This window comes from uncultured Kluyvera sp. (assembly GCF_902485085.1).
In the GTDB taxonomy this organism is placed as follows: Bacteria; Pseudomonadota; Gammaproteobacteria; order Enterobacterales; family Enterobacteriaceae; genus Kluyvera; species Kluyvera ascorbata.
On sequence record NZ_CABTJS010000105.1, the window covers coordinates 79,489 to 97,393 of the forward strand.

Annotated in this window: 16 protein-coding genes; 3 read left to right on the forward strand and 13 right to left on the reverse strand. The window is 54.8% G+C overall.

Annotated features, from left to right (window positions below; translation table 11 throughout):
- Window positions 1-93: 93 nt before the first annotated feature.
- From RDN66_RS12630 to RDN66_RS12645, 4 genes are all read right to left on the reverse strand, one after another.
- Window positions 94-471, reverse strand: a complete 378-nt coding sequence (locus tag RDN66_RS12630; RefSeq protein WP_202217777.1) for a hypothetical protein — start codon at window positions 469-471, stop codon at window positions 94-96.
- 122 nt (window positions 472-593) lie between these two features.
- Window positions 594-1,841: an MFS transporter gene (locus RDN66_RS12635; protein ID WP_202217778.1), complete on the reverse strand. Its 1,248-nt coding sequence runs from the start codon at window positions 1,839-1,841 to the stop codon at window positions 594-596.
- 140 nt (window positions 1,842-1,981) lie between these two features.
- Window positions 1,982-2,881 carry a L,D-transpeptidase family protein gene (locus RDN66_RS12640; protein ID WP_202217779.1) on the reverse strand — a complete coding sequence of 300 codons (900 nt, stop codon included), beginning with the start codon at window positions 2,879-2,881 and terminating at the stop codon, window positions 1,982-1,984.
- An 86-nt stretch (window positions 2,882-2,967) separates the two neighbouring features.
- Entirely contained in the window at window positions 2,968-3,864 is an 897-nt protein-coding gene (locus RDN66_RS12645; RefSeq protein WP_202217780.1) for a LysR family transcriptional regulator, read from the reverse strand.
- Between the two features lie 129 nt (window positions 3,865-3,993).
- On the opposite strand from RDN66_RS12645, the gene RDN66_RS12650 reads away from it, so the two are divergent.
- Window positions 3,994-4,845, forward strand: a complete 852-nt coding sequence (locus RDN66_RS12650; RefSeq protein ID WP_202217781.1) for a nitroreductase family protein — start codon at window positions 3,994-3,996, stop codon at window positions 4,843-4,845.
- A gap of 57 nt (window positions 4,846-4,902) precedes the next feature.
- On the opposite strand, the gene RDN66_RS12655 is transcribed toward RDN66_RS12650, so the two are convergent.
- The 3 genes from RDN66_RS12655 to RDN66_RS12665 form a co-directional block, all read right to left on the reverse strand.
- A complete protein-coding gene (locus RDN66_RS12655; protein WP_202217782.1) occupies window positions 4,903-5,667 on the reverse strand; it encodes a class I SAM-dependent methyltransferase in 765 nt (254 codons plus the stop codon).
- A gap of 143 nt (window positions 5,668-5,810) precedes the next feature.
- Complete coding sequence (locus RDN66_RS12660; RefSeq protein WP_308537891.1) at window positions 5,811-6,662, reverse strand: Vmh family MBL fold metallo-hydrolase; 852 nt, start codon at window positions 6,660-6,662, stop codon at window positions 5,811-5,813.
- 7 nt (window positions 6,663-6,669) lie between these two features.
- Window positions 6,670-7,320 carry a DsbA family protein gene (locus RDN66_RS12665; protein ID WP_202217784.1) on the reverse strand — a complete coding sequence of 217 codons (651 nt, stop codon included), beginning with the start codon at window positions 7,318-7,320 and terminating at the stop codon, window positions 6,670-6,672.
- Between the two features lie 109 nt (window positions 7,321-7,429).
- On the opposite strand from RDN66_RS12665, the gene RDN66_RS12670 reads away from it, so the two are divergent.
- Window positions 7,430-8,311 carry a LysR family transcriptional regulator gene (locus tag RDN66_RS12670; RefSeq protein WP_123652008.1) on the forward strand — a complete coding sequence of 294 codons (882 nt, stop codon included), beginning with the start codon at window positions 7,430-7,432 and terminating at the stop codon, window positions 8,309-8,311.
- 54 nt (window positions 8,312-8,365) lie between these two features.
- On the opposite strand, the gene RDN66_RS12675 is transcribed toward RDN66_RS12670, so the two are convergent.
- From RDN66_RS12675 to RDN66_RS12685, 3 genes are all read right to left on the reverse strand, one after another.
- On the reverse strand, window positions 8,366-9,628 hold the full coding sequence (locus RDN66_RS12675; protein ID WP_202217785.1) for an MFS transporter: 1,263 nt from the start codon (window positions 9,626-9,628) through the stop codon (window positions 8,366-8,368).
- Between the two features lie 64 nt (window positions 9,629-9,692).
- Window positions 9,693-10,640, reverse strand: a complete 948-nt coding sequence (locus RDN66_RS12680) for an aminoimidazole riboside kinase (protein ID WP_202217786.1) — start codon at window positions 10,638-10,640, stop codon at window positions 9,693-9,695.
- 30 nt (window positions 10,641-10,670) lie between these two features.
- Window positions 10,671-12,107, reverse strand: a complete 1,437-nt coding sequence (locus RDN66_RS12685; RefSeq protein ID WP_202217787.1) for a glycoside hydrolase family 32 protein — start codon at window positions 12,105-12,107, stop codon at window positions 10,671-10,673.
- A gap of 173 nt (window positions 12,108-12,280) precedes the next feature.
- Here RDN66_RS12685 and RDN66_RS12690 point away from each other — a divergent pair, with 173 nt between their 5' ends.
- On the forward strand, window positions 12,281-13,276 hold the full coding sequence (locus tag RDN66_RS12690; protein WP_202217788.1) for a LacI family DNA-binding transcriptional regulator: 996 nt from the start codon (window positions 12,281-12,283) through the stop codon (window positions 13,274-13,276).
- A 17-nt stretch (window positions 13,277-13,293) separates the two neighbouring features.
- Here RDN66_RS12690 and RDN66_RS12695 read toward each other — a convergent pair whose 3' ends face one another.
- Genes RDN66_RS12695 through RDN66_RS12705 form a run of 3 tightly spaced genes read right to left on the reverse strand, consistent with a single transcriptional unit; the run spans window position 13,294 to window position 17,902 of the window.
- On the reverse strand, window positions 13,294-14,022 hold the full coding sequence (locus tag RDN66_RS12695; RefSeq protein WP_308537892.1) for a molecular chaperone: 729 nt from the start codon (window positions 14,020-14,022) through the stop codon (window positions 13,294-13,296).
- A complete protein-coding gene (locus RDN66_RS12700; RefSeq protein WP_202217790.1) occupies window positions 14,022-15,356 on the reverse strand; it encodes a fimbrial protein in 1,335 nt (444 codons plus the stop codon). The genes RDN66_RS12695 and RDN66_RS12700 overlap by 1 nt, the downstream gene beginning before the upstream one ends.
- A gap of 11 nt (window positions 15,357-15,367) precedes the next feature.
- A complete protein-coding gene (locus RDN66_RS12705; protein WP_308537893.1) occupies window positions 15,368-17,902 on the reverse strand; it encodes a fimbria/pilus outer membrane usher protein in 2,535 nt (844 codons plus the stop codon).
- Window positions 17,903-17,905 lie beyond the last annotated feature (3 nt).

The following is a 17,905-nucleotide window of genomic DNA, read 5'->3' on the forward strand; positions in this document are numbered from 1 at the left end:
GTATATCGTCCGGATGGAAGAAATATTTAGACATAAACATAAAAATCAGCGGGTAATTTGACAAGGGGCGGTGTTAACCCCCGTAATCTTTGATTAAAAGCAGCCCTGTTGGATGATAGGTTTACCTACTGCGACCACGGTATGGGTTTTTGGGTCGACGTTTAGCACCACTGAGCGAATTTGCGGGCAGATAACCTCCATGCTCTGTTTACTGCATTCCAGCTGTAGCCAGCGATGCTGAACGCCATCCTCGGTCTGGACGTGATTCAACGCGGGAGCGGGACTACAGATGAAGCCGTTTTCAGCCAATCTGGCCTTTGCGGCGTTCATACTCAGGCCAACGACATGCAGCGCGTCAACCTCTTTGGCATGCGTACTGTCTGATACACGAGTCAACATGCAGCCAGACAGCGAAGCGGTGAGAAGGAGTAACGGCGCAATGCGCAGGAAGGCGAAGTATTGAGTGAGCATCCGGCAATTTTTGTGGGGTGACATCATCATTCACCGTAACGGGTTATCGGGGTGTTACGGCACGCTATCATTGAATCATAGACAATGAAAACCACGCTGCGCCGTTTTTGTACCCGAGGAATTCAGCTATTGACTGCTTTGTGCGGTTTCGCCTGCGCGGCATTATCAAGTCGTCGGATAGCGGGCACCAGGCTCGCGCATACCGTTGCCATAACCACCGCGACCGCAGATACCATCAGCACATGACTGCTGCCAAAACGCATGGCCAACGGGCCCGCAACCAGCTCGCCGAATGGGATAGCCACAAAAGAACCCACCGCATCGTAGGCATATACGCGCGCCAGCTTTTCTGGCGGAATATGCGTCTGCAATGAGTGCGCCCAGGAAACGCCGAAGAGGCCGAAAGCCACGCCGGTAACAAAGAAAGCGACAATCAACCACGATGCGCTGACAGCCTGGCTCAGCATAAAAATCGGCACCGCGCAGAGGACAACCAACATCACGCCAATGAAAAGATCCCGACGCGGACGCCAGCGCAGCGCGAGGAAGGTACCGGCGATAAGCCCAATGCTTTGCGCCGCGACGATCATGCCCCAGCGCGCGCGACCAAAAGAGGCGTCCGCAATGGCGGGACCGAGCACCATCACCACGCCGCTGAACGCCGCATTGACGATGGTGAACTGCACGACGATAGACCATACCCAGGAACGGCTGGCGAACTCTGTCCAGCCTTCTTTTAAATCCTGCAAGATATTGCTTTGTGACTCGCTTGCTTTAATGGCGCTGACCCGAATCAGGGAGTAGAGCGGGGCGGCGGCGGTGAAGCCAAGCGCATCAATCGCCAGTCCCCAGCCGGGCCCCACCGAGCTTGCCAGCACGCCGCCCAATGAGGCGCCAATAACCGTCCCGCTATAGACGCCAAGCTGAATCAGGGCGTTGGCTTCACGCAGGTTTTGGGAGGGCACCGTTTGAGGAACCAGCGCAGACGACGCCGGTAGAGCAATGCCCGCCGCCGCGCCGTTCAGCGCACCGAGGAGCGCAAGACTGATGACGGTGGCGGAGCCATCCAGCACCGACCACGCGACAATCCCCTGGGAAATGGCGGCCACAACGGAGGAGTAGACCAGCACGCGGCTGCGTGAATAACGGTCGGCCAGCACGCCGCCGAGCAGCAGAAACGCGACGTTAAAAATCGAACGTGACGCGACGACAATGCCTAAATCGGAGACCGAACCGCCGATATCAAGCACCGCAAAAGCCAGTGCAATCGGGGCAATGCCGTTGCCAAGAACGGTCAGTAAACGCGCCGTAAAAAGATGGCGAAAAACGGGGAAATGCCAGGCTCGAATTTTTTTATTATGCGTCGTCATTGTCGCGGCAACTTCTGGTCTGAAGAATGGGTAAGAGCAAGAGGTCGCAACAGAGTATCGGCAGGTTCAGCGGGGGTAAAGCGGCAGCGCTAAAAAAATCCACGCCGCGACGTGGATTTATCATGATGCGGTATTCGATATTAATTCAACCTGACCGGCATGCCTGAACGCATCGCCAGCGCCTGTTTGAGAACGGGCTGCTGGATATCCGCCGCCGCTAACGTGGCGTTGAGGGATGCCGGTATCACCGTTGCTTTTGCGGTGCTGGCACCCGATTCAGATAACGGGCTGTGCACTTCGATGTAGCGCGCGCCGTCAGGTTCAACGCTGGCTTTTACAGGCTGATTAACAAACTCAACGCGGGTGCCAACGGGAACTTCGCTAAAGAGTTTTTTCAGATCGTCGGCCCGTAAACGCACGCAGCCGTGGCTGACGCGCAGACCAATACCAAAATTCGCATTGGTGCCATGAATGGCAAACTGATTGCCAATATACATGGCATACAGCCCCATTGGGTTATCCGGCCCGGCGGGGACGACCGCTGGCAGGATATTCCCTTCGGCGGCAAATTCAGCACGCTCGTTCGGGGTCGGTGTCCAGGTCGGCCCGACCTTTTTCTGTTTCACTGAGGTGACCCAGTGTTCTGGGGTATCGTGGCCAATCTGACCGATGCCGACCGGGTAGATTTCAACCGTACCACTGCCCGCGGGGTAGTAGTAAAGGCGCATTTCAGCGGTATTTATGACGATTCCCTGATGGACGGTGTCAGGTAAAAGCGTCCGTGACGGGAAAGTCAGGACGGTACCCGGTGCAGGTAAATACACATCCACGCCGGGGTTCGCATCCAGCAGGTTACTCATACCGATATGATGCTTTGCCGCGTAGGTCTCCAGCGGCGATTTTTGCCCCTGCGGGATCTGTTCGTATTGGTTGCTGCCGACCAGACTGCCGCCCCCGTTGGGCAGCGTGTAGGTAAGAGCAAATGCGGGCGAGACGCTGAAGGAAATGACCAGTGATACCAGTAATGTGTTAACTTTCATTTGGTTGAATTGTACGACAAATTAGCGTGCCATTGATTGTACTCGCCTGGTATCTGCAACTCCATTGTTTTCGGCGGGTCACTGCGCTACTGAAAATCAGAAAACCGCTCTACCATCCAGTCTATAAATAGTCTCAGGCGCGCATTCAGCTGTTTTGTCGGTGGATAGATAATCGAAACGGGAAATGCCGTCCGGGTAATATCGGTAAGTACGGGAACCAGTTCACCCGACTCAACAAAGCGTTTGCTGACTGAAGCATGCGTTTGCCCAACCCCCATGCCATTTACAAGCATACCTATCAATGCGGCGCTATCATTGGCGGCGATATCGAAGTTGGCGACGAGTTTTTCGCCTCCGCGGTTTCGAAAGCGCAGTGGCCAGGCTTCTCCCGTTGCAGCGCTAAAATAGCCGACAATCTTGTGCTCATTTTCAAGGCAGGAAAGGTTCTTCGGAACGCCATATTGTTCGAGGTAACCGGGACTCGCACAAGTTATTAATTGATCGACAAATAATTTCCGAGCGATTAAAGATGAGTCTGCCAGCTCACCGGCACGAATAACACAATCAACGCCTTCCTCAATAAGGTTTACCGGCCTGTCACCAACGCCAATTGCTAACTGAATGTGAGGATAGCGTTCGCGAAATTCAGCCAGTACGGGTAGGAGTACAAAGTTAGCAAGCGAGGAGTGAAGGTCGATTCTCAGCCTTCCTTTGGCAGCCGCCCCCATATCTCTTAGCGCTGATTCTGTCTCATCAAGCCTGGAGACAATCTTGCTTATCCTTCTGTAATACTCTGCACCCTCGGTAGTGAGAGTGACCGAGCGCGTAGTGCGCTGTATGAGTTTTGTACCCAGATGAGCTTCTAACTCTTTGAGCGTTTTGCTGACCGTGGAACGTGGTAGCCCGAGGTGAGCGGCGGCCTTTGTGAAAGAGCGTGTCTCAACGATGCGCTGGAATGTACGTATAGCTAATAAATGGTCCATATGTCCATTCTATAAGAAGCGGCCTGATTGTGCACGATGGTGAATACTGAAGTCGTAAATCACGTGATTATCTGGAGCGATGTATTCGATATCCTGCTGCCATACTTAATTGGTAACAGAGGATCCAGAATGACCACGACAACAGCAGTTCAACAGTCGCTGCTAGAGGCGAGATACGGTGCCGCGCAACAGAAACCCGATAACCTTATCTGGACACCACAGGTGGAAGCGCTGATGAGCCATAAATCAATCAGAACCTTTTTACCGGATAGCCTTCCCGATGGTGCAATTGAAACGATGGTTGCGGCGGCGCAGTCTGCTTCTAACTCATCGGCCCTGAACCAGTGGAGCCTCGTGGCGATAACAGACTCCGTGCTAAAACAACGAATCTCGGACGCCGTGGCTCATTCTGTACCGGTTGACCGCATCCCATGGATTGAAGAAGCACCTGCACTCCTGCTTTGGGTTGCCGACTTGTCTCGAGGGGCTGAATTAACGCAGGATGCCGGGAAGGAGGCCGTGACGCTCGATTATCTCGATGCGTTTCTAATGGCATCGATCGATACAGCGCTTGCGGCCCAGAATGCGGCGATTGCGGCGGAATCACTCGGCTTAGGAATCGTGTATCTGGGCGTGATGCGTAATATTTCAAAAGCGCTTGCCGAGATTATTAACTTGCCCCAGCACAGTTTTGTGGCCTTTGGTATGGCGGTCGGGATTCCTGATGCTTCAAGGACCAGTCGTATTCGTCCACGCCCCGCTCAACCTATGGTGTTGCATTACAATCACTATGAGCAGGGACGTTACCGCGCATACCTTGACGATTATGAAGCAGCCTGCCAGGCATTTCGAACCAGCCAACGAATGAGCTCTAAAAGCTGGGCTGGGGCAGTGGTGGAATCGGCGACCAGCATGGATTACATGGGAGGACGAGAGAACCTACGTTCGACGGTTCAGATGCGCGGATTTAAACTGAAGTAGCCAACCGGCGGCGTAAGTGCCGTTAGACACCGCCGGATGATGGCCGGTGACTCTGCGCTATTTGCGCGAACAGCAGGCTATATAGTTTAGCTGGTGGCGGTTACGGCGAAAGAAGCGAAACATGCCCAAAAAGCGCGTCCGATTCTCGCGGGTGCGCAAAGCGTTAAACAGAATTTTTGCAGCGCGCGCCAGCCCCTCGTCGCGAATCATTCCGGCGGGGGACATCAGAGACATCGCGCCGTGGTGAGTGTCGACCGAGCGGAAACCGCTATCGAGAAAGAGCGTTTTCCACGCCGCCTGGGTCATCGGGCTGACGTTGGATTTCACTATCTCTTCCAGCTGCGCTTGCCCCCGGGTTTCCAGCCGCTCCTGGGTAAACATAATGTCATGCGTCAGCAGGCGGCCGCCCGGTTTAAGCACGCGATAGTACTCGTCGATAAGCCGGGTTTTAGCCTTGTCCACATACATGGTTAGCATGGCTTCGTTGATCACCACGTCGAAAGTTTCATCTGCAAAAGGAAGCTTTGTTGCGTTGGCTTCCATGACCGTAATGTTCTCTCCAAGGCCAGCGGCGGCGATATTTTCACGTGCTTTAGCGAGCGCGTTTTTATCCATATCGACGGCATAGATAGTGCAGCCAAAACGCTGGGCCAGCTCGATAGAAGTGGTGCCCATATTGCAGGCGACTTCCAGAACGGTGCTGTCCGGTGACAGCGCGGACTGATTAAAGAGCCATTCAGTGGCATCAACGCCACCGGGACGCAGCCGGGTTTTCCCCAGACTTGCTAAAAAGGTGTGACCGGCTTTTTCACTTGCGCTCATGGTTTGCTCCTGCCAATAAGGTTCATTTAAAATGCAACTTATCATATTTGCAAGTTAATGAGAACCATTTGCATTGATGAGCATTCCAGCCGGTCTTACCTTTGTGACGTCCACGTTCAGGGCGCGAGGCGATTAAACCAGTGTTACCATTTCATTTCACCGGTATTCACCTTGGCGCTGAGTTCGAGCGAGCTTTCATCCGCCAGGTTCGGGTAGGCCGCTTTCATCGTCTTGATAACGTCGGCAGACCCTTTATGGTTTGCCAGCGCCTGCTCGAACGTTTGTAGATAGCGGTGAGTAAAGGTGATGGCCGCGTCTTTTGCCGGGCGCTCACCGAGATAGTGACCCGGAATAACCTGCTGAGGTTTCAGCGACTGCATTTCGCTTAATACCGTCATCCAACCCTGGCGAATGGCGGGAGTCTGGGTATCGGCGGTCCAGACGTGAATGCCTGACGCAATCCCGGTTCCGCCCAGAATGGCCTTGTTCGCGGGGATCCACACATAGGCGGCATGGTCACCAGAATGCTTGAGTTCCAGCGGCTCGCCGTCAACGGTGAAACGCGTCGCCTTGGTCGCCTGCGGCACGGTGATTGTTGTTGGCGCACCGTCCTTCATCTGCGGGCCCCAGAAGGCCAGCTTGGCATCCTTGGTGGCCTTGATATTTTCCACGACCGATGGCGAAGCGACGACGCTGACGCCCGGGAATGCTTTCACCAGCGGCTCAAGCCCAAAATAGAAGTCGGGGTCGCCAGAGGTAATCACGATCGTTTTTAACGTCTTACCACTGGCTTTGATCATCTCTACCAGTTTTTCGCCATCTTTGACGCTGAACTGGGCATCAACCAACACCGCTTCTTTCGGGCCAGAGACCAGCGTGGAGGATACCGGGAAAATGCCTTTTTCCTGTGGATTGTAGACTTCCAGGTGCAGCGGGGCGGCAAATACGGGAGCCGCTGCCAGTGACAAGGCCAGCGTGAGTGATTTCATGTTCATAGGTTCCTTAGCGGTGTATCCGGGTAAGTTGAGGTTTGACTAACGCCAGAAAGGCATCCGGCTGGCCGTAGTACTGTGCGACGGGCAGCAGCGTGCACTGTCCGTCGGTATCGATAATAACCGCCGTTGGAAATCCCTGGCCTTTAGCCATGGCCATCAGCATCCGCGCGTGCTGAATGCTCTCCAACGCTTCACTCTCGGTGATTTGCTCGAGTTTCACGCCAGGCGAGATGGCCTGTTCGAGCATCTGGTTGACGACGGCGGTCTGGGTAATGTTTTGCCCATCGACATACCAGGCGCGCTGCACGGCGTTGAGATAGTTGAGATCCTCGCCGGGTTTGGCAAAGCGCTGCGCCGCTAGCAGCCCGCGCGTCGCGGGTAGGGAGTCGAGCATTAACGTGCTGTCTTCCAGCAGCATCTGGTGATAGCGATCGCCAAATTTCATTCCGGTTAACGTTGCGATGCGGGCATCGTGTTCATTCACGTGCGCCACCCACTCGGGGTTCAACGTGCGGCGGTTGGCGCCAATAAAAAGCCCGCCGGACAAAATTGGCTGGTGGGGAAAATGTTGGGCGATACGGTTCATCAGCGGCAGCGCGCCGTAGCTCCAGCCGCATAGGGGGTCGATAATCCAGTAAAGCCCGGCCTGAAATACCATGACGTCGTTCTCCGTTAATGGGGTAAATCCATTCTACGGATTTTGGCTTCTGCTAGAATTCCTGAAACAATACATGCTGAGTTTCATAAAACGATCAAATGGAGTGGCGATGGATAGGGTCATGGCGGCAATTACCTATAACCGCATTTGCGAGCTTGGGAGTCTGAGTGCGGCCGCGCGCTCGCTGGGGATTTCTCGTCCCATGGTCAGCCGCTATCTTGATGAGATGGAACAGTGGGCCGGCGCGCGGTTAATTCATCGCTCAACCCGGCGGCTCACGATTACCCCCGCGGGGGAGAAAACGCTGGAGAAAACGCGCCAGTTGGCGCTGTTATCTCAGGGTATTGAGGGCGATGCGACGCGGCTGACGCCGTCGGGTACGCTGCGCATTGCCTGCGCCCATTTTACGGCGACGCACCTGCTTGGCCCTGTTATTCCAACCTTTCTGAATCAGTATCCCGCGTTACGCATTGAAGTGGATATTAATAATCATCCGGTCAGCCTGGTGGGCGAGCGCATCGACCTGGCCATTCGAATTACCAATGAACCGGAGCCGGGCGCGATTGCCCGTTTTCTCGGAACCTGTCAGTCGGTGCTGTGCGCCTCTCCGCGGTATCTTGCACGAGCGGGCATGCCCGAGACGATTGAGAGTCTCGCGCAGCACAACTGTCTGCACTACAGCCGCTTTTCCGGGCAGTCCTGGTCTTTCCGCGACAGGGAAACAGGGGGAATGTCGGTGGCGGTGAGCGGCAATTTCAGCGCGGGGATATCGTCACTGCTCTGCGATATGGCGGCGGCGGACATGGGGCTGGCGATGGTGCCTGAAATAGAGGCGAGGGCGGGGTTGGAAAGCGGGCGTTTGGTGCGAGTGTTGCCGCACCTGGAGCCAGCACCGCTAGGGATATACGGGCTTTATCAGTCGCGAGACCATCAGCATGCGGCGCTGGGGCTGCTTATTGATGCGGTTAAAGGGTATCTGGCGGCTGGGTAAGTACGATTGAGGTACAACGGGGCCATTCCGGCCCGTTGTACCGTTGAGCCCACTTTACTGCTCGGCCGCCAGTTCCTGCCGTTCGCTCTGCGGATGATGTTTCTTGCTGAGCGTGAAGTAACCAAATATCAGCGTGATGACCACGATACTCGCCATAACCAGGAAGATTTCCTGATAGCCCACCTTATCAAACAGCTTACCGATAGGCAGCGACAGTACGATGATGCCGATGGAGCTGGCGATATTAAAGCCAATCAGGTACATCGTTGATGAGAGACGTTTATCAAAGTTCGCGACGCTGAATTTAAACACGGAGATGACAAACAGCGGCACTTCCAGCGCATGCAGCATTTTGATCAAGGAAATAATATAGATATCGGTGAACAACGCAGAGCCCAGAATGCGACAGGTCATGATGGTGCCACCCAGCAGCAATGCGGATTTAGGCCCGATGCGGTTAATCAGGAACGGAATCATCGCCATGCCGACGGCTTCCATAAACACCTGTACCGAGTTGAGGTAGCCGTAGACGCGCGGAGCCAGTTCAGGGTCGTCAAATAAGCTGGCGTAAAACACCGGGAACATCTGCTGATCGTAGATGCTATAGAACGACCAGGTACCAACGACAAAGATAACGAAAAACCAGAACTGCGAATCTTTAAAGATGGTGAGAAAATCCTTTCGGGTCAGCGCGTCTGGCTCGGGCGCACGTGTATCCACGGATGCCGGGGCCGGTGCGTCGGTTTTGAACACTACGTTAATTACCAGGAATAACACCCCCATGACCGACACGCACCAGAAGTTAATATGCGGGTTGATACTGAAGAAGATGCCACCCACAAACGTCCCTGCGGCGTAGCCAAGCGATCCCCAGAAGCGGGCGGTGCCGAATTCAAAGTTGAATTTGCGGCTCACTTTTTCGACGAAGCTTTCCACCAGACCGCAACCGGCGAGATAGCCAAGGCCAAAGAAAATGGCGCCCAGCACCATGCCAAGCTTGAAGTTGGAGACCAGCAGCGGTTCATAAACATAAATCAGGAACGGACCGCTGAGCGTGATGACGGTCCCCATCATCCAGATAAGGGGCTTGCGGGTACCGAGCTTATCCTGCAGAAAACCGTAGCCCAGCATAAACAGCATGCTGAAAAACTGGTTTACGGCATACAGCATTCCCAGCTCCGTTCCGGACAGGCCTAATTTGCTTTTTAGCCATATGGCATAAAAAGACCACCACAGAGACCAGGCGGCAAAGAAAAAGAGCAGATACCCGGAGGAATACCGGTATTTATCATTACTGAACGGCATCGTTATTTTCATGTTTTTCCAATCCAGATTAGGTCATTGTAAGGTCTTGCCGCCGAGACGTAACGCGTGCTCGGTATTACGGGTTTATCGTTCTGCGTAGCGAAGGTTGTGACTGAATAAAGCGGCTCAGTTGCTGGTTGTTGGGGAACGCGCTAAGCGCGCCACGCTGGGTAGTTGCCAGAGCACCGCAGGCGCTGGCCTGCTCGAGAAGGGAGGACAACGCCGCCGTTGACGCAGGCCAACCTGCACCGGCAAGTGCTGCCAGCAGCCCGGCCATAAAGGCATCACCTGCTCCGGTGGTATCGATGCTGTCGACGTGATAGCCGCTTAAGGTCAGCCTATGGTTTTGCCAGAAAGCGATAGCGCCATCGGCGCCGCGGGTGATGATTTTCAGGCGTGCGGGAAAACCAGTCAGGCGCTCGCAGGCGCTGTTCAAATCGTCGGTCTGCGTTAGCCAAAGCAGTTCTTCCTCCGACATCTTCAGTATGTCGCTCTGCCGTGCGAAGTCGCTCACCTGGTCGAACATCTGCGTCTCATTGCTCCACATTTGCGGACGCAGATTGATGTCGAAGCTCAGCGTGCCACCGGCCTGGCGCATAGCCGCCATCGCCTGGGTAAGCGTGGCTCTGCAGTCAGGGGCGACCAGCGCCAGCGAGCAGAAGTGCAGAATATCGTGGCCAAAGTCGGGCAGGCTCGCCGGGCTGAGAAACTGATCGGCAGAGGGGTTGACCAGAAAATCAAATTGCCGCTCACCGTCAAGGTCCAGCGACACCAGTACGGTGCTGGTGTGCCGCTTGGGATCAAACTCCAGGCTTTTGGTGTCCACCTGCGCCGTCACCAGCGTTTGGTGCAGAAAGCGGCCGAAGGCGTCATTGCCTACGCGGCCAATAAAGCCGCTGTCATGGCCGAGGCGGGCGACGCCGATGGCCACATTGAAGGGCGCGCCTCCCGCACAGGCTTCAAACTGCATATTGTCGCGCGGTAGCAAATCCACCACGGCATCTCCGAGCGTCCAGATTGTCATTATTTTTCCCCAAAGCAGTGAGACGGGTGGTTATTTGGCGGCGAGCGGCCAGGCATGCCCGTTATTAAAAATGGCGTGTCCGTTCTGGCTAAATAAGGTCAGTTGGCGATCGTCCGGTTCAGGATAAATACGGCTGCTGAGGGTGTACTCGCCGTGATTAACAAAGACTTCTACCGACGAACTATCGATAAACAGGCGCAGGTCCAGCACATCATTGGCGGGCAGCGGTACGCTACGGCAGCCCGACAGGCCGTGTTGCGGATAGCGGCGTTCCAGCACCAGACGCTGTGCCTGGGTATCGACGAAGACGCGCAGCCCGTCACCCAGCGCGATGCCATACTGTTCAGCTTGGCTGCGGGCAATATCGAGGCTCAGTTCGACTTCGAGAGCAAGCGCCTGTTCTTCTACCATCAGGGTGCGATTGTTCAGGTCACTGACCGGCCAGACATGAAGCTGACCGCGTAATGACTCCAGCTCTTTGACCGGGTTCATGCGCAGCCGCAGATCTGCATCGAGCGTCACTTCCCGGGGAAGAGTAAGCATGCCCGCCCAGCCGTCGGCCTGTTCTGGCATCGGCGACTCCCACATGGATAGCCAACCGATCACCACGCGGCGACCGTCCGGAGTGATAAATGACTGAGGGGCGTAAAAATCATGCCCGTGATCCATCTCCTGGAAGGGGTGGGTAACGTGGAACTGATGGTTATCCTGCCATTCGCCGACCATATAGCCGCTCTGGAACAGGTTACGGTAATTGTAGCCTTCGGCGGCGATACCCTGCGGCGAGAACATGAAGACGAGCTTATCGTCCAGCGGGAAGAGGTCTGGGCACTCCCACATGTAGCCCATGCCGTCATCGGCCTGGGCGAGCGTGCTGGCAAACTGCCAGTGCTGCAGATCCTGCGAGCGATAGAGCTGTACTTCGCCCACGTCATCGACCCGGGCGCCCACCACCATGTACCAGCTTTCTCCCTCTTTCCAGACTTTCGGATCGCGAAAATGGTGAACACCCTGCGGGGTATCCAGAACCATACCCTGGCGTTCGAAGTGAACCCCATCGGTGCTGGTGGCCAGACACTGCACCTGATACAGGTTTTCCTCTTTCGCTTCGCCGTCGAATTTGTGCCCGGTGTAGATCAGGGCCAGTTTATTGCCGTCAACCACCGCCGAACCGGAAAAACAGCCGTCTTTATCTTCTGGTCCTTCTGGCGCCAGTGCTATCGGTAAGTGCTCCCAGTTCACCATGTCGCGGCTGCGCGCGTGGCCCCAGTGCATGGGCCCCCAGACCGGTTGCCACGGATAGTGCTGATAGAACGCATGGTAGTAACCATCAAACCAGGACAGGCCGTTAGGGTCATTCATCCAGCCCGCAGGAGGGGCGAGGTGATAGCGCGGATACCAGCGCGGATTGATACGGTCTTTTTGCTGGTTTAGGGCCTCGTTGGCCGTGGCGAGTAATGCTGTCATTTGTTTGTCCCTATCAGTTAATTGAGTAAAAGATAACGTTAACATTCTCGGTTTTCTCGCAGAATTGATGGTAATATCGATGTTAATCACAAAAGTTAACGTTAACATTTTGCGAGTGTTATCAAGATCGCATTTTCAGACCCGGTAGGGTGAACGCCGTCAAAGGAGAGGGTATGGCATCTTTAAAGGATGTGGCGCAACGGGCTAACGTCTCGTTAATGACCGTATCGCGAGCGATTAACGAGCCCGAACGACTGCGGCCAGAAACCTATAAAAAGGTGATGGAAGCGGTAGATGCGCTGGGGTATGTCTCCGATCTCTCCGCGAAAAAAATTCGTGGCGCGAAAACCACGGCTAACACTATCGGGGTGTTAGCGCTGGACACCATGACCACGCCGTTTTCCGTGGAGATAACGCTCTCTATCGAAGAGACCGCGCGGGCGCACGGTTGGAATAGCTTTGTGGTGAATATGTTCAGCAATGACCAGCCAGAGAAAATGGTGGATCTGCTGCTGGCGCATCGCCCTGACGGTATTATCTACACCGCGATGGGGCTGCGTCAGGTTCCAGTGCCGGAAAAGCTGCATAAGTATCGCTGCGTGCTGGCGAACTGCGAAAGCATCAGTGGCCCTTTTCCCACCTATATTCCTGATGATGAGCAAGGGCAATACATTGGCGTGAAAGCGCTGTTGGCCGCAGGCTATCGTCGGCTGCTGTGCATCCACCTGCCAAAAGGGATTGTGGCGACCGATCGCCGTAGGGCGGGAATGGAGCGCGCCTGTCGTGAAGCGGGTGTCGACCCTGATGCCATGTTCCACCACTATCTGCCGCCCGGTGAGCGCCACCATATTGATGCGGCGGAGATTGCCGGGCATTACCTGAGCGGTACACGTCCGATGTTTGATGCGGTGGTATGCGGTAACGACCGCGTGGCTTTTGTTATCTACCAGGTCTTGCTGGGGCGAGGGCTGCGCATTCCTCAGGATGTTGCCGTTCTGGGCTATGACAACATGGTAGGCACCGGCGAGCTGTTTTTGCCGCCGCTATCCACAGTACAGCTGCCGCACTATGAAATCGGTCGTCTCAGCGCACTGCATCTTATCCAGGGGCTCGATCACCGCGATACCGTGCGGGTAGACAGCCCCTGGCTTGCCCGTGAATCGATATGATTAACCGAATCCGCGGATTATCTGTTAAGAGTATGGCTTATTTCTTCTCGCTCTCCCGCATCGTTAATCAACCGAAAGGTGATGTTATTTCCCGTCCCGAGTGACGCTTGCGGCAGCGCTTTTAACCCAAATCGCTGAGTGGAGAAGGGGGGCAGCATCAGGTCAAGCTCGGCAGTGGCCTGGTAGCGGTGTCCGCGAAAGCTCACGCTTATGTCGTTATAGGAGAGAAAATAGCCGCTCGGATTACGACAAACTAAGGCGAGGGGCGCATTATCTTCTACCGTACACGAAACGGATTCCCCCGCAGCAGTGACGTTATCGCGCAAACTTTTGGGGCGGTAAATGAGCTTTAGCTGCGTCTTCATTGACATCAACAGATACTGCTGCTGGGTAAGCCCCGTTTTTACCGCCGGTACCTCGTAGAGGTTAATCCAGAACAAACTTTCCCTATCGGCCGCTAACTTTTTACCGTCGTAGATGATTTTCACCGATTTCACTTCGTCTGCCCGGAGATTAAATATCGGGGGGATAAGGACAAACGGTGCATCGGGGCTCTGGGTGAAATTATTAATGTCGCCGGTATCGACCCACACCTGAACAAAAGCAGGGTAGGCGTTAATGTTCATGACGTTGATGCCCTGAGTGTCTTCATCTTCATGAAAAATGACGCGCGTTTTGTCGACCAACATCCCCGCGTGCGCGTTTAACGTCATCGCCGCGAAAAATAGTGCAGTGAGTTTACGCATCACTGTACTCTCACCCAGACGTACGCTTTAGCGCTGACTTTGCCTGCGGTGACCGTCTGCCCCGGTATTTTTTTCAAGGTTGCGGTCAGCACCGACTGGTAGTTGGTATATCCAGAGGCCGAACTACCGCTGGCGGATGCGCCGTTGAGCACGGAATACCAGCCCACGTCGTTACCGCTTGGGCAACCGGTGGAGGTACAGGCTCCCCAGCCCAGGAAGTTCATCGCCGTACCGGTTGCGGCGTTGCTTAACGCGATGCCGACACCGGTGGCGATAGTGGCATCGGTGCCATAGCCATCGGATAAGAGATAGCTCACGCCGCCGGAGGCATTCACTAGCCCCAGTTTTTGCGCTGCTAAATAGCTTTCATACGGTACCTGTAGCCCTAACGCCGTGCCTCCTGATGAGACGCCGGACACGGCGGTGTTATCGCATTCAATGGAGACGGTAAAGTTAGACTGTGACGTTCCGCCGCCTTCCAGAGATTGGATGCTGATAGTGGGTAACAGAACCAGTGGCGTGACGTTACGCGCCACGCAGGTCGCCGTGTGGGTTAAGGTCGAGATGGGGGACGTACCCATACCCATCGCTATCCAGCGTCCGGTGCCCCAGGTTGAATAGTTATAGGCTGAATCCGAACCGATAGTATCGGTGGCGATACCGGGCCCTTTGAAGGTGACGTAACCATTCGGCTGAGTACAGGAATAACTTGAGGTTCCCGTAGCTGAGGCCATTCCCGCATAGGGATTGCTGGAACTGGTCGCGCCACAATAACGGCTTGCACCATTGCCAGGAAGCCCGCTGATACGTATCAGGTCAGCGCGAATGGCGCTGAAATCTTTCACCCGGATCTGTATTTTGCTGCCGACAGTGGCGTAGCTGGTAATCGGGTACTGCTGCCAATAGCGCGTGAAGGGCATACCAGAATTGAGGTGTGTGAGCTTAATGCCGACATAGGGGAAATAGGTCGCGTAATAGTCTGGATTCCCGTCATCGGTGCCCAGGTCGTAGAAACCGCCTACGCGGTCGTCACCGTTGGTGGCAAACACTTCGTAGATACTGCCGACATCGCTGGCGTCGCATTCGTATAAAACCAGGTCGCCTGCGCCGCTGCTGCTGTAGCGTGATGCGGTGGTGATGCTGAATACGGTGCTGCCCAGCGGCGTGCCCGTAGGCTGGAGATAGGCGCTGGTGATATTGACGTTGCCGAGCCCAATCCCCACGCCACAGCTATCGCAACCGGCATCGATTGATGATTTACGGGTACAGGTTGCCTGCGCGGTGGCGGCAGATAAAAGCAGGAGGGCAGCGCCCCAGATTAATGTACGTAACATGGAATGGTGTCTCACCGGCATTCTCCAGGCGTTTTAATAATGGTGTCGTGGCTCTGCTCATCCGCAATGTGATAATGCAAGCGGCAGGATTGCTGATTCCCCCACTGAATGGTCAAGGTGTCTTCCAGTTTGTCATTGCGAACCCAAGCCTGATTGTTCTGCCCAACCGTGCCAACAGGGCGACCGTCGTTGTCGTAAATGCTGGCGCCAATCGGCAGGCTGCCGCGATAGCGAATATCAATGAGCATGGGGTAGCCGTGGATGACGCTAAATTTGACCCGCACCATCGCGCCAGCCAGGGGGGCAATGCGCTGACTGCTTGATACCAGTTCGGCATTTTTGTTTATCCCGGACGAGTCGAGAACGACGTTGTTATATTGATATGGCGCGACAGATGGGCTTAGGGCAAAGCCAAATCTGTCGATAGCCACGTTCTGACTTCCGGCGATCGTCGCGCCCTGGGCGCCTTTGGCTTCCACTAACGCGAAGGTTTCGCCCAGATAAGGTCCTGCGGTGATGCCATCTTTATGAATCACCACCGCGCCCTGCAGCCCCGCTGAACCCTGAGAGTAGTTTTTGCCATGCGAGAGGGTGCCTTGCAGAGACCCAATTGTCGTAGCGGTTTGCAGGGTACCGCCGACGGAATGCGTGTTGTCGTAGTCGCGCGCGTAGGTAACGCCATAGCTTAGCGGGCGTTCGCTGTCCGTGACGCCGGACAGCGTGGACTGCAAGGTTGAACCGATGCCGTTTTGTTGCGTGTAGGTTGAGCTAAGCGTCGTCTGCCGGTTCTGGCCAAAGGGAATGGAAACCGAGACCGAGCTTAGGGTCTGCTGATTGGCGGAATAATAGTTATTGATATAGTTGTCATAGCCAATTCCTCCATCAATGGTTGAGCGATAAACCTCGCTGTAGCGGGTACGTGCAATTGACGCATTTATCGACATGCCGTTGGCAAACTGCTTGCTGTAGCCAAACTGGTATTGTTTGTCCGGGCTTCGGCCGTCGCGGTAGGCCTGCGTTGAGCCCGAAAGCCAGACGCTGCCAAGGGCATCCATATCCTGGGTGACGGAGACTTCAAAGCGGGAAGACTGGTTTAAGGTCGTTGAGGTCCAGTCCTGCTTATTCTCTTCCCATGCCTGGCGTAAGCCAAAAACGTCTGAAAGATCGCGGTAGCCAGCCGTTGAGTAGCGATATCCGGCGATGGCGATGGTGGTGTTGGTGGGTTCAATACGTTTGCTATAGCTGGCATGGAACATCCAGCCGGTTTGCGAACCGCTGGGTAAATCGGCCTGGGAGAACGTTGAGTCAAGTCCGAAGGCGCCTAGCTCAGAGGAGTGCACTGCGCCCATGACGGCGGAGAAGTAGCCCTGCGCCAGGCGGCTGCCAAGGTTGGTGGTGACGTTATTACTCACGCCGTATTGGAGCGTGAATTCGGTGAAAGGGTCCTCGTCGCCTACATAGCGGGAACGGCCCGCGATGGCGGAGTATTTGAACATTCCCTGTCTGACGGATTCTGGACCCGCAGCGTAGGGCACGGTAAAGGTGCTGACGCTACCATCGGCTTCGGTGACCGTCACGGCGAGATCCCCGGAATAAGAGACCGGGTACAGGTCGCTAATCTCAAAACTGCCGGGAGGAACGGTGGTTTCGTAGATAACGGCTTTGCCCTGGCTCACGGTGACGCGGGCATTGCTTCTGGCAACGCCGCGCACCACAGGGGCATAGCCCTGCTGGGACTGAGGCAGCATCCGGTCGTCAGAAGCGAGCGAAACGCCGCGAAAGGCCATACCGGAGAAGAAATTACCGGCGGTATAGCTATCGCCAACCGTCAGGCTGCTTCTGATGGGCAAAATAGGGCGCTGGAGGTAGGCGCGGTTGCTGGACCATAAGGTTTTCCCCGGAGAGCTATGTGACCAGGAGCCCTGCTGATGCAGCTGCCATTGCCCGAAGTTTATCGCGTTATTTAAGCTAACCCAGGTTGATTGATAATCACCGTTAGCGCTGCCGTTAAATCGCGAGTAGTACTGATTCAGGCTGTAATTCGACAGGAACATGGTTTCTCCGGCATTCAGATCGTCCGGCGGAACATATCCTCGAGGTGTTTTAATCAGCTCGGTTTCAGGAATAATAATATTCACCCGCATTTTGGTCATGTCGGTATCGACGGATGACTGTGCAACCACTGCGGATAAAAAATAACAACTGTCTGATTTTACAGTGGCTTTATCTTTTAGCGGCAGCTGCGCGATGAGTGCAGGCGAGAAGCATGGCTGCGTACTATCTTTAGTGACGCGGAAATCAACATTCTCATGAGATAAGAATATGCCATTAAGCTGAATATCAACCGAATAGACGCCAGGCTTTATTTTATCATTAGAGATATAGTTGATAATATCATCAACCGGTAAACCGCTCCCTTTTAATAGTGTTGTGTCAAAAACATAGTCGCTACCGCTGTTATGTAGATCCGTGCTGCCCGAACTGGCATATACGGATAATGATAACGGGGTAACGAACAGTGTTAACACTATTGTCCTTAACATCATTCC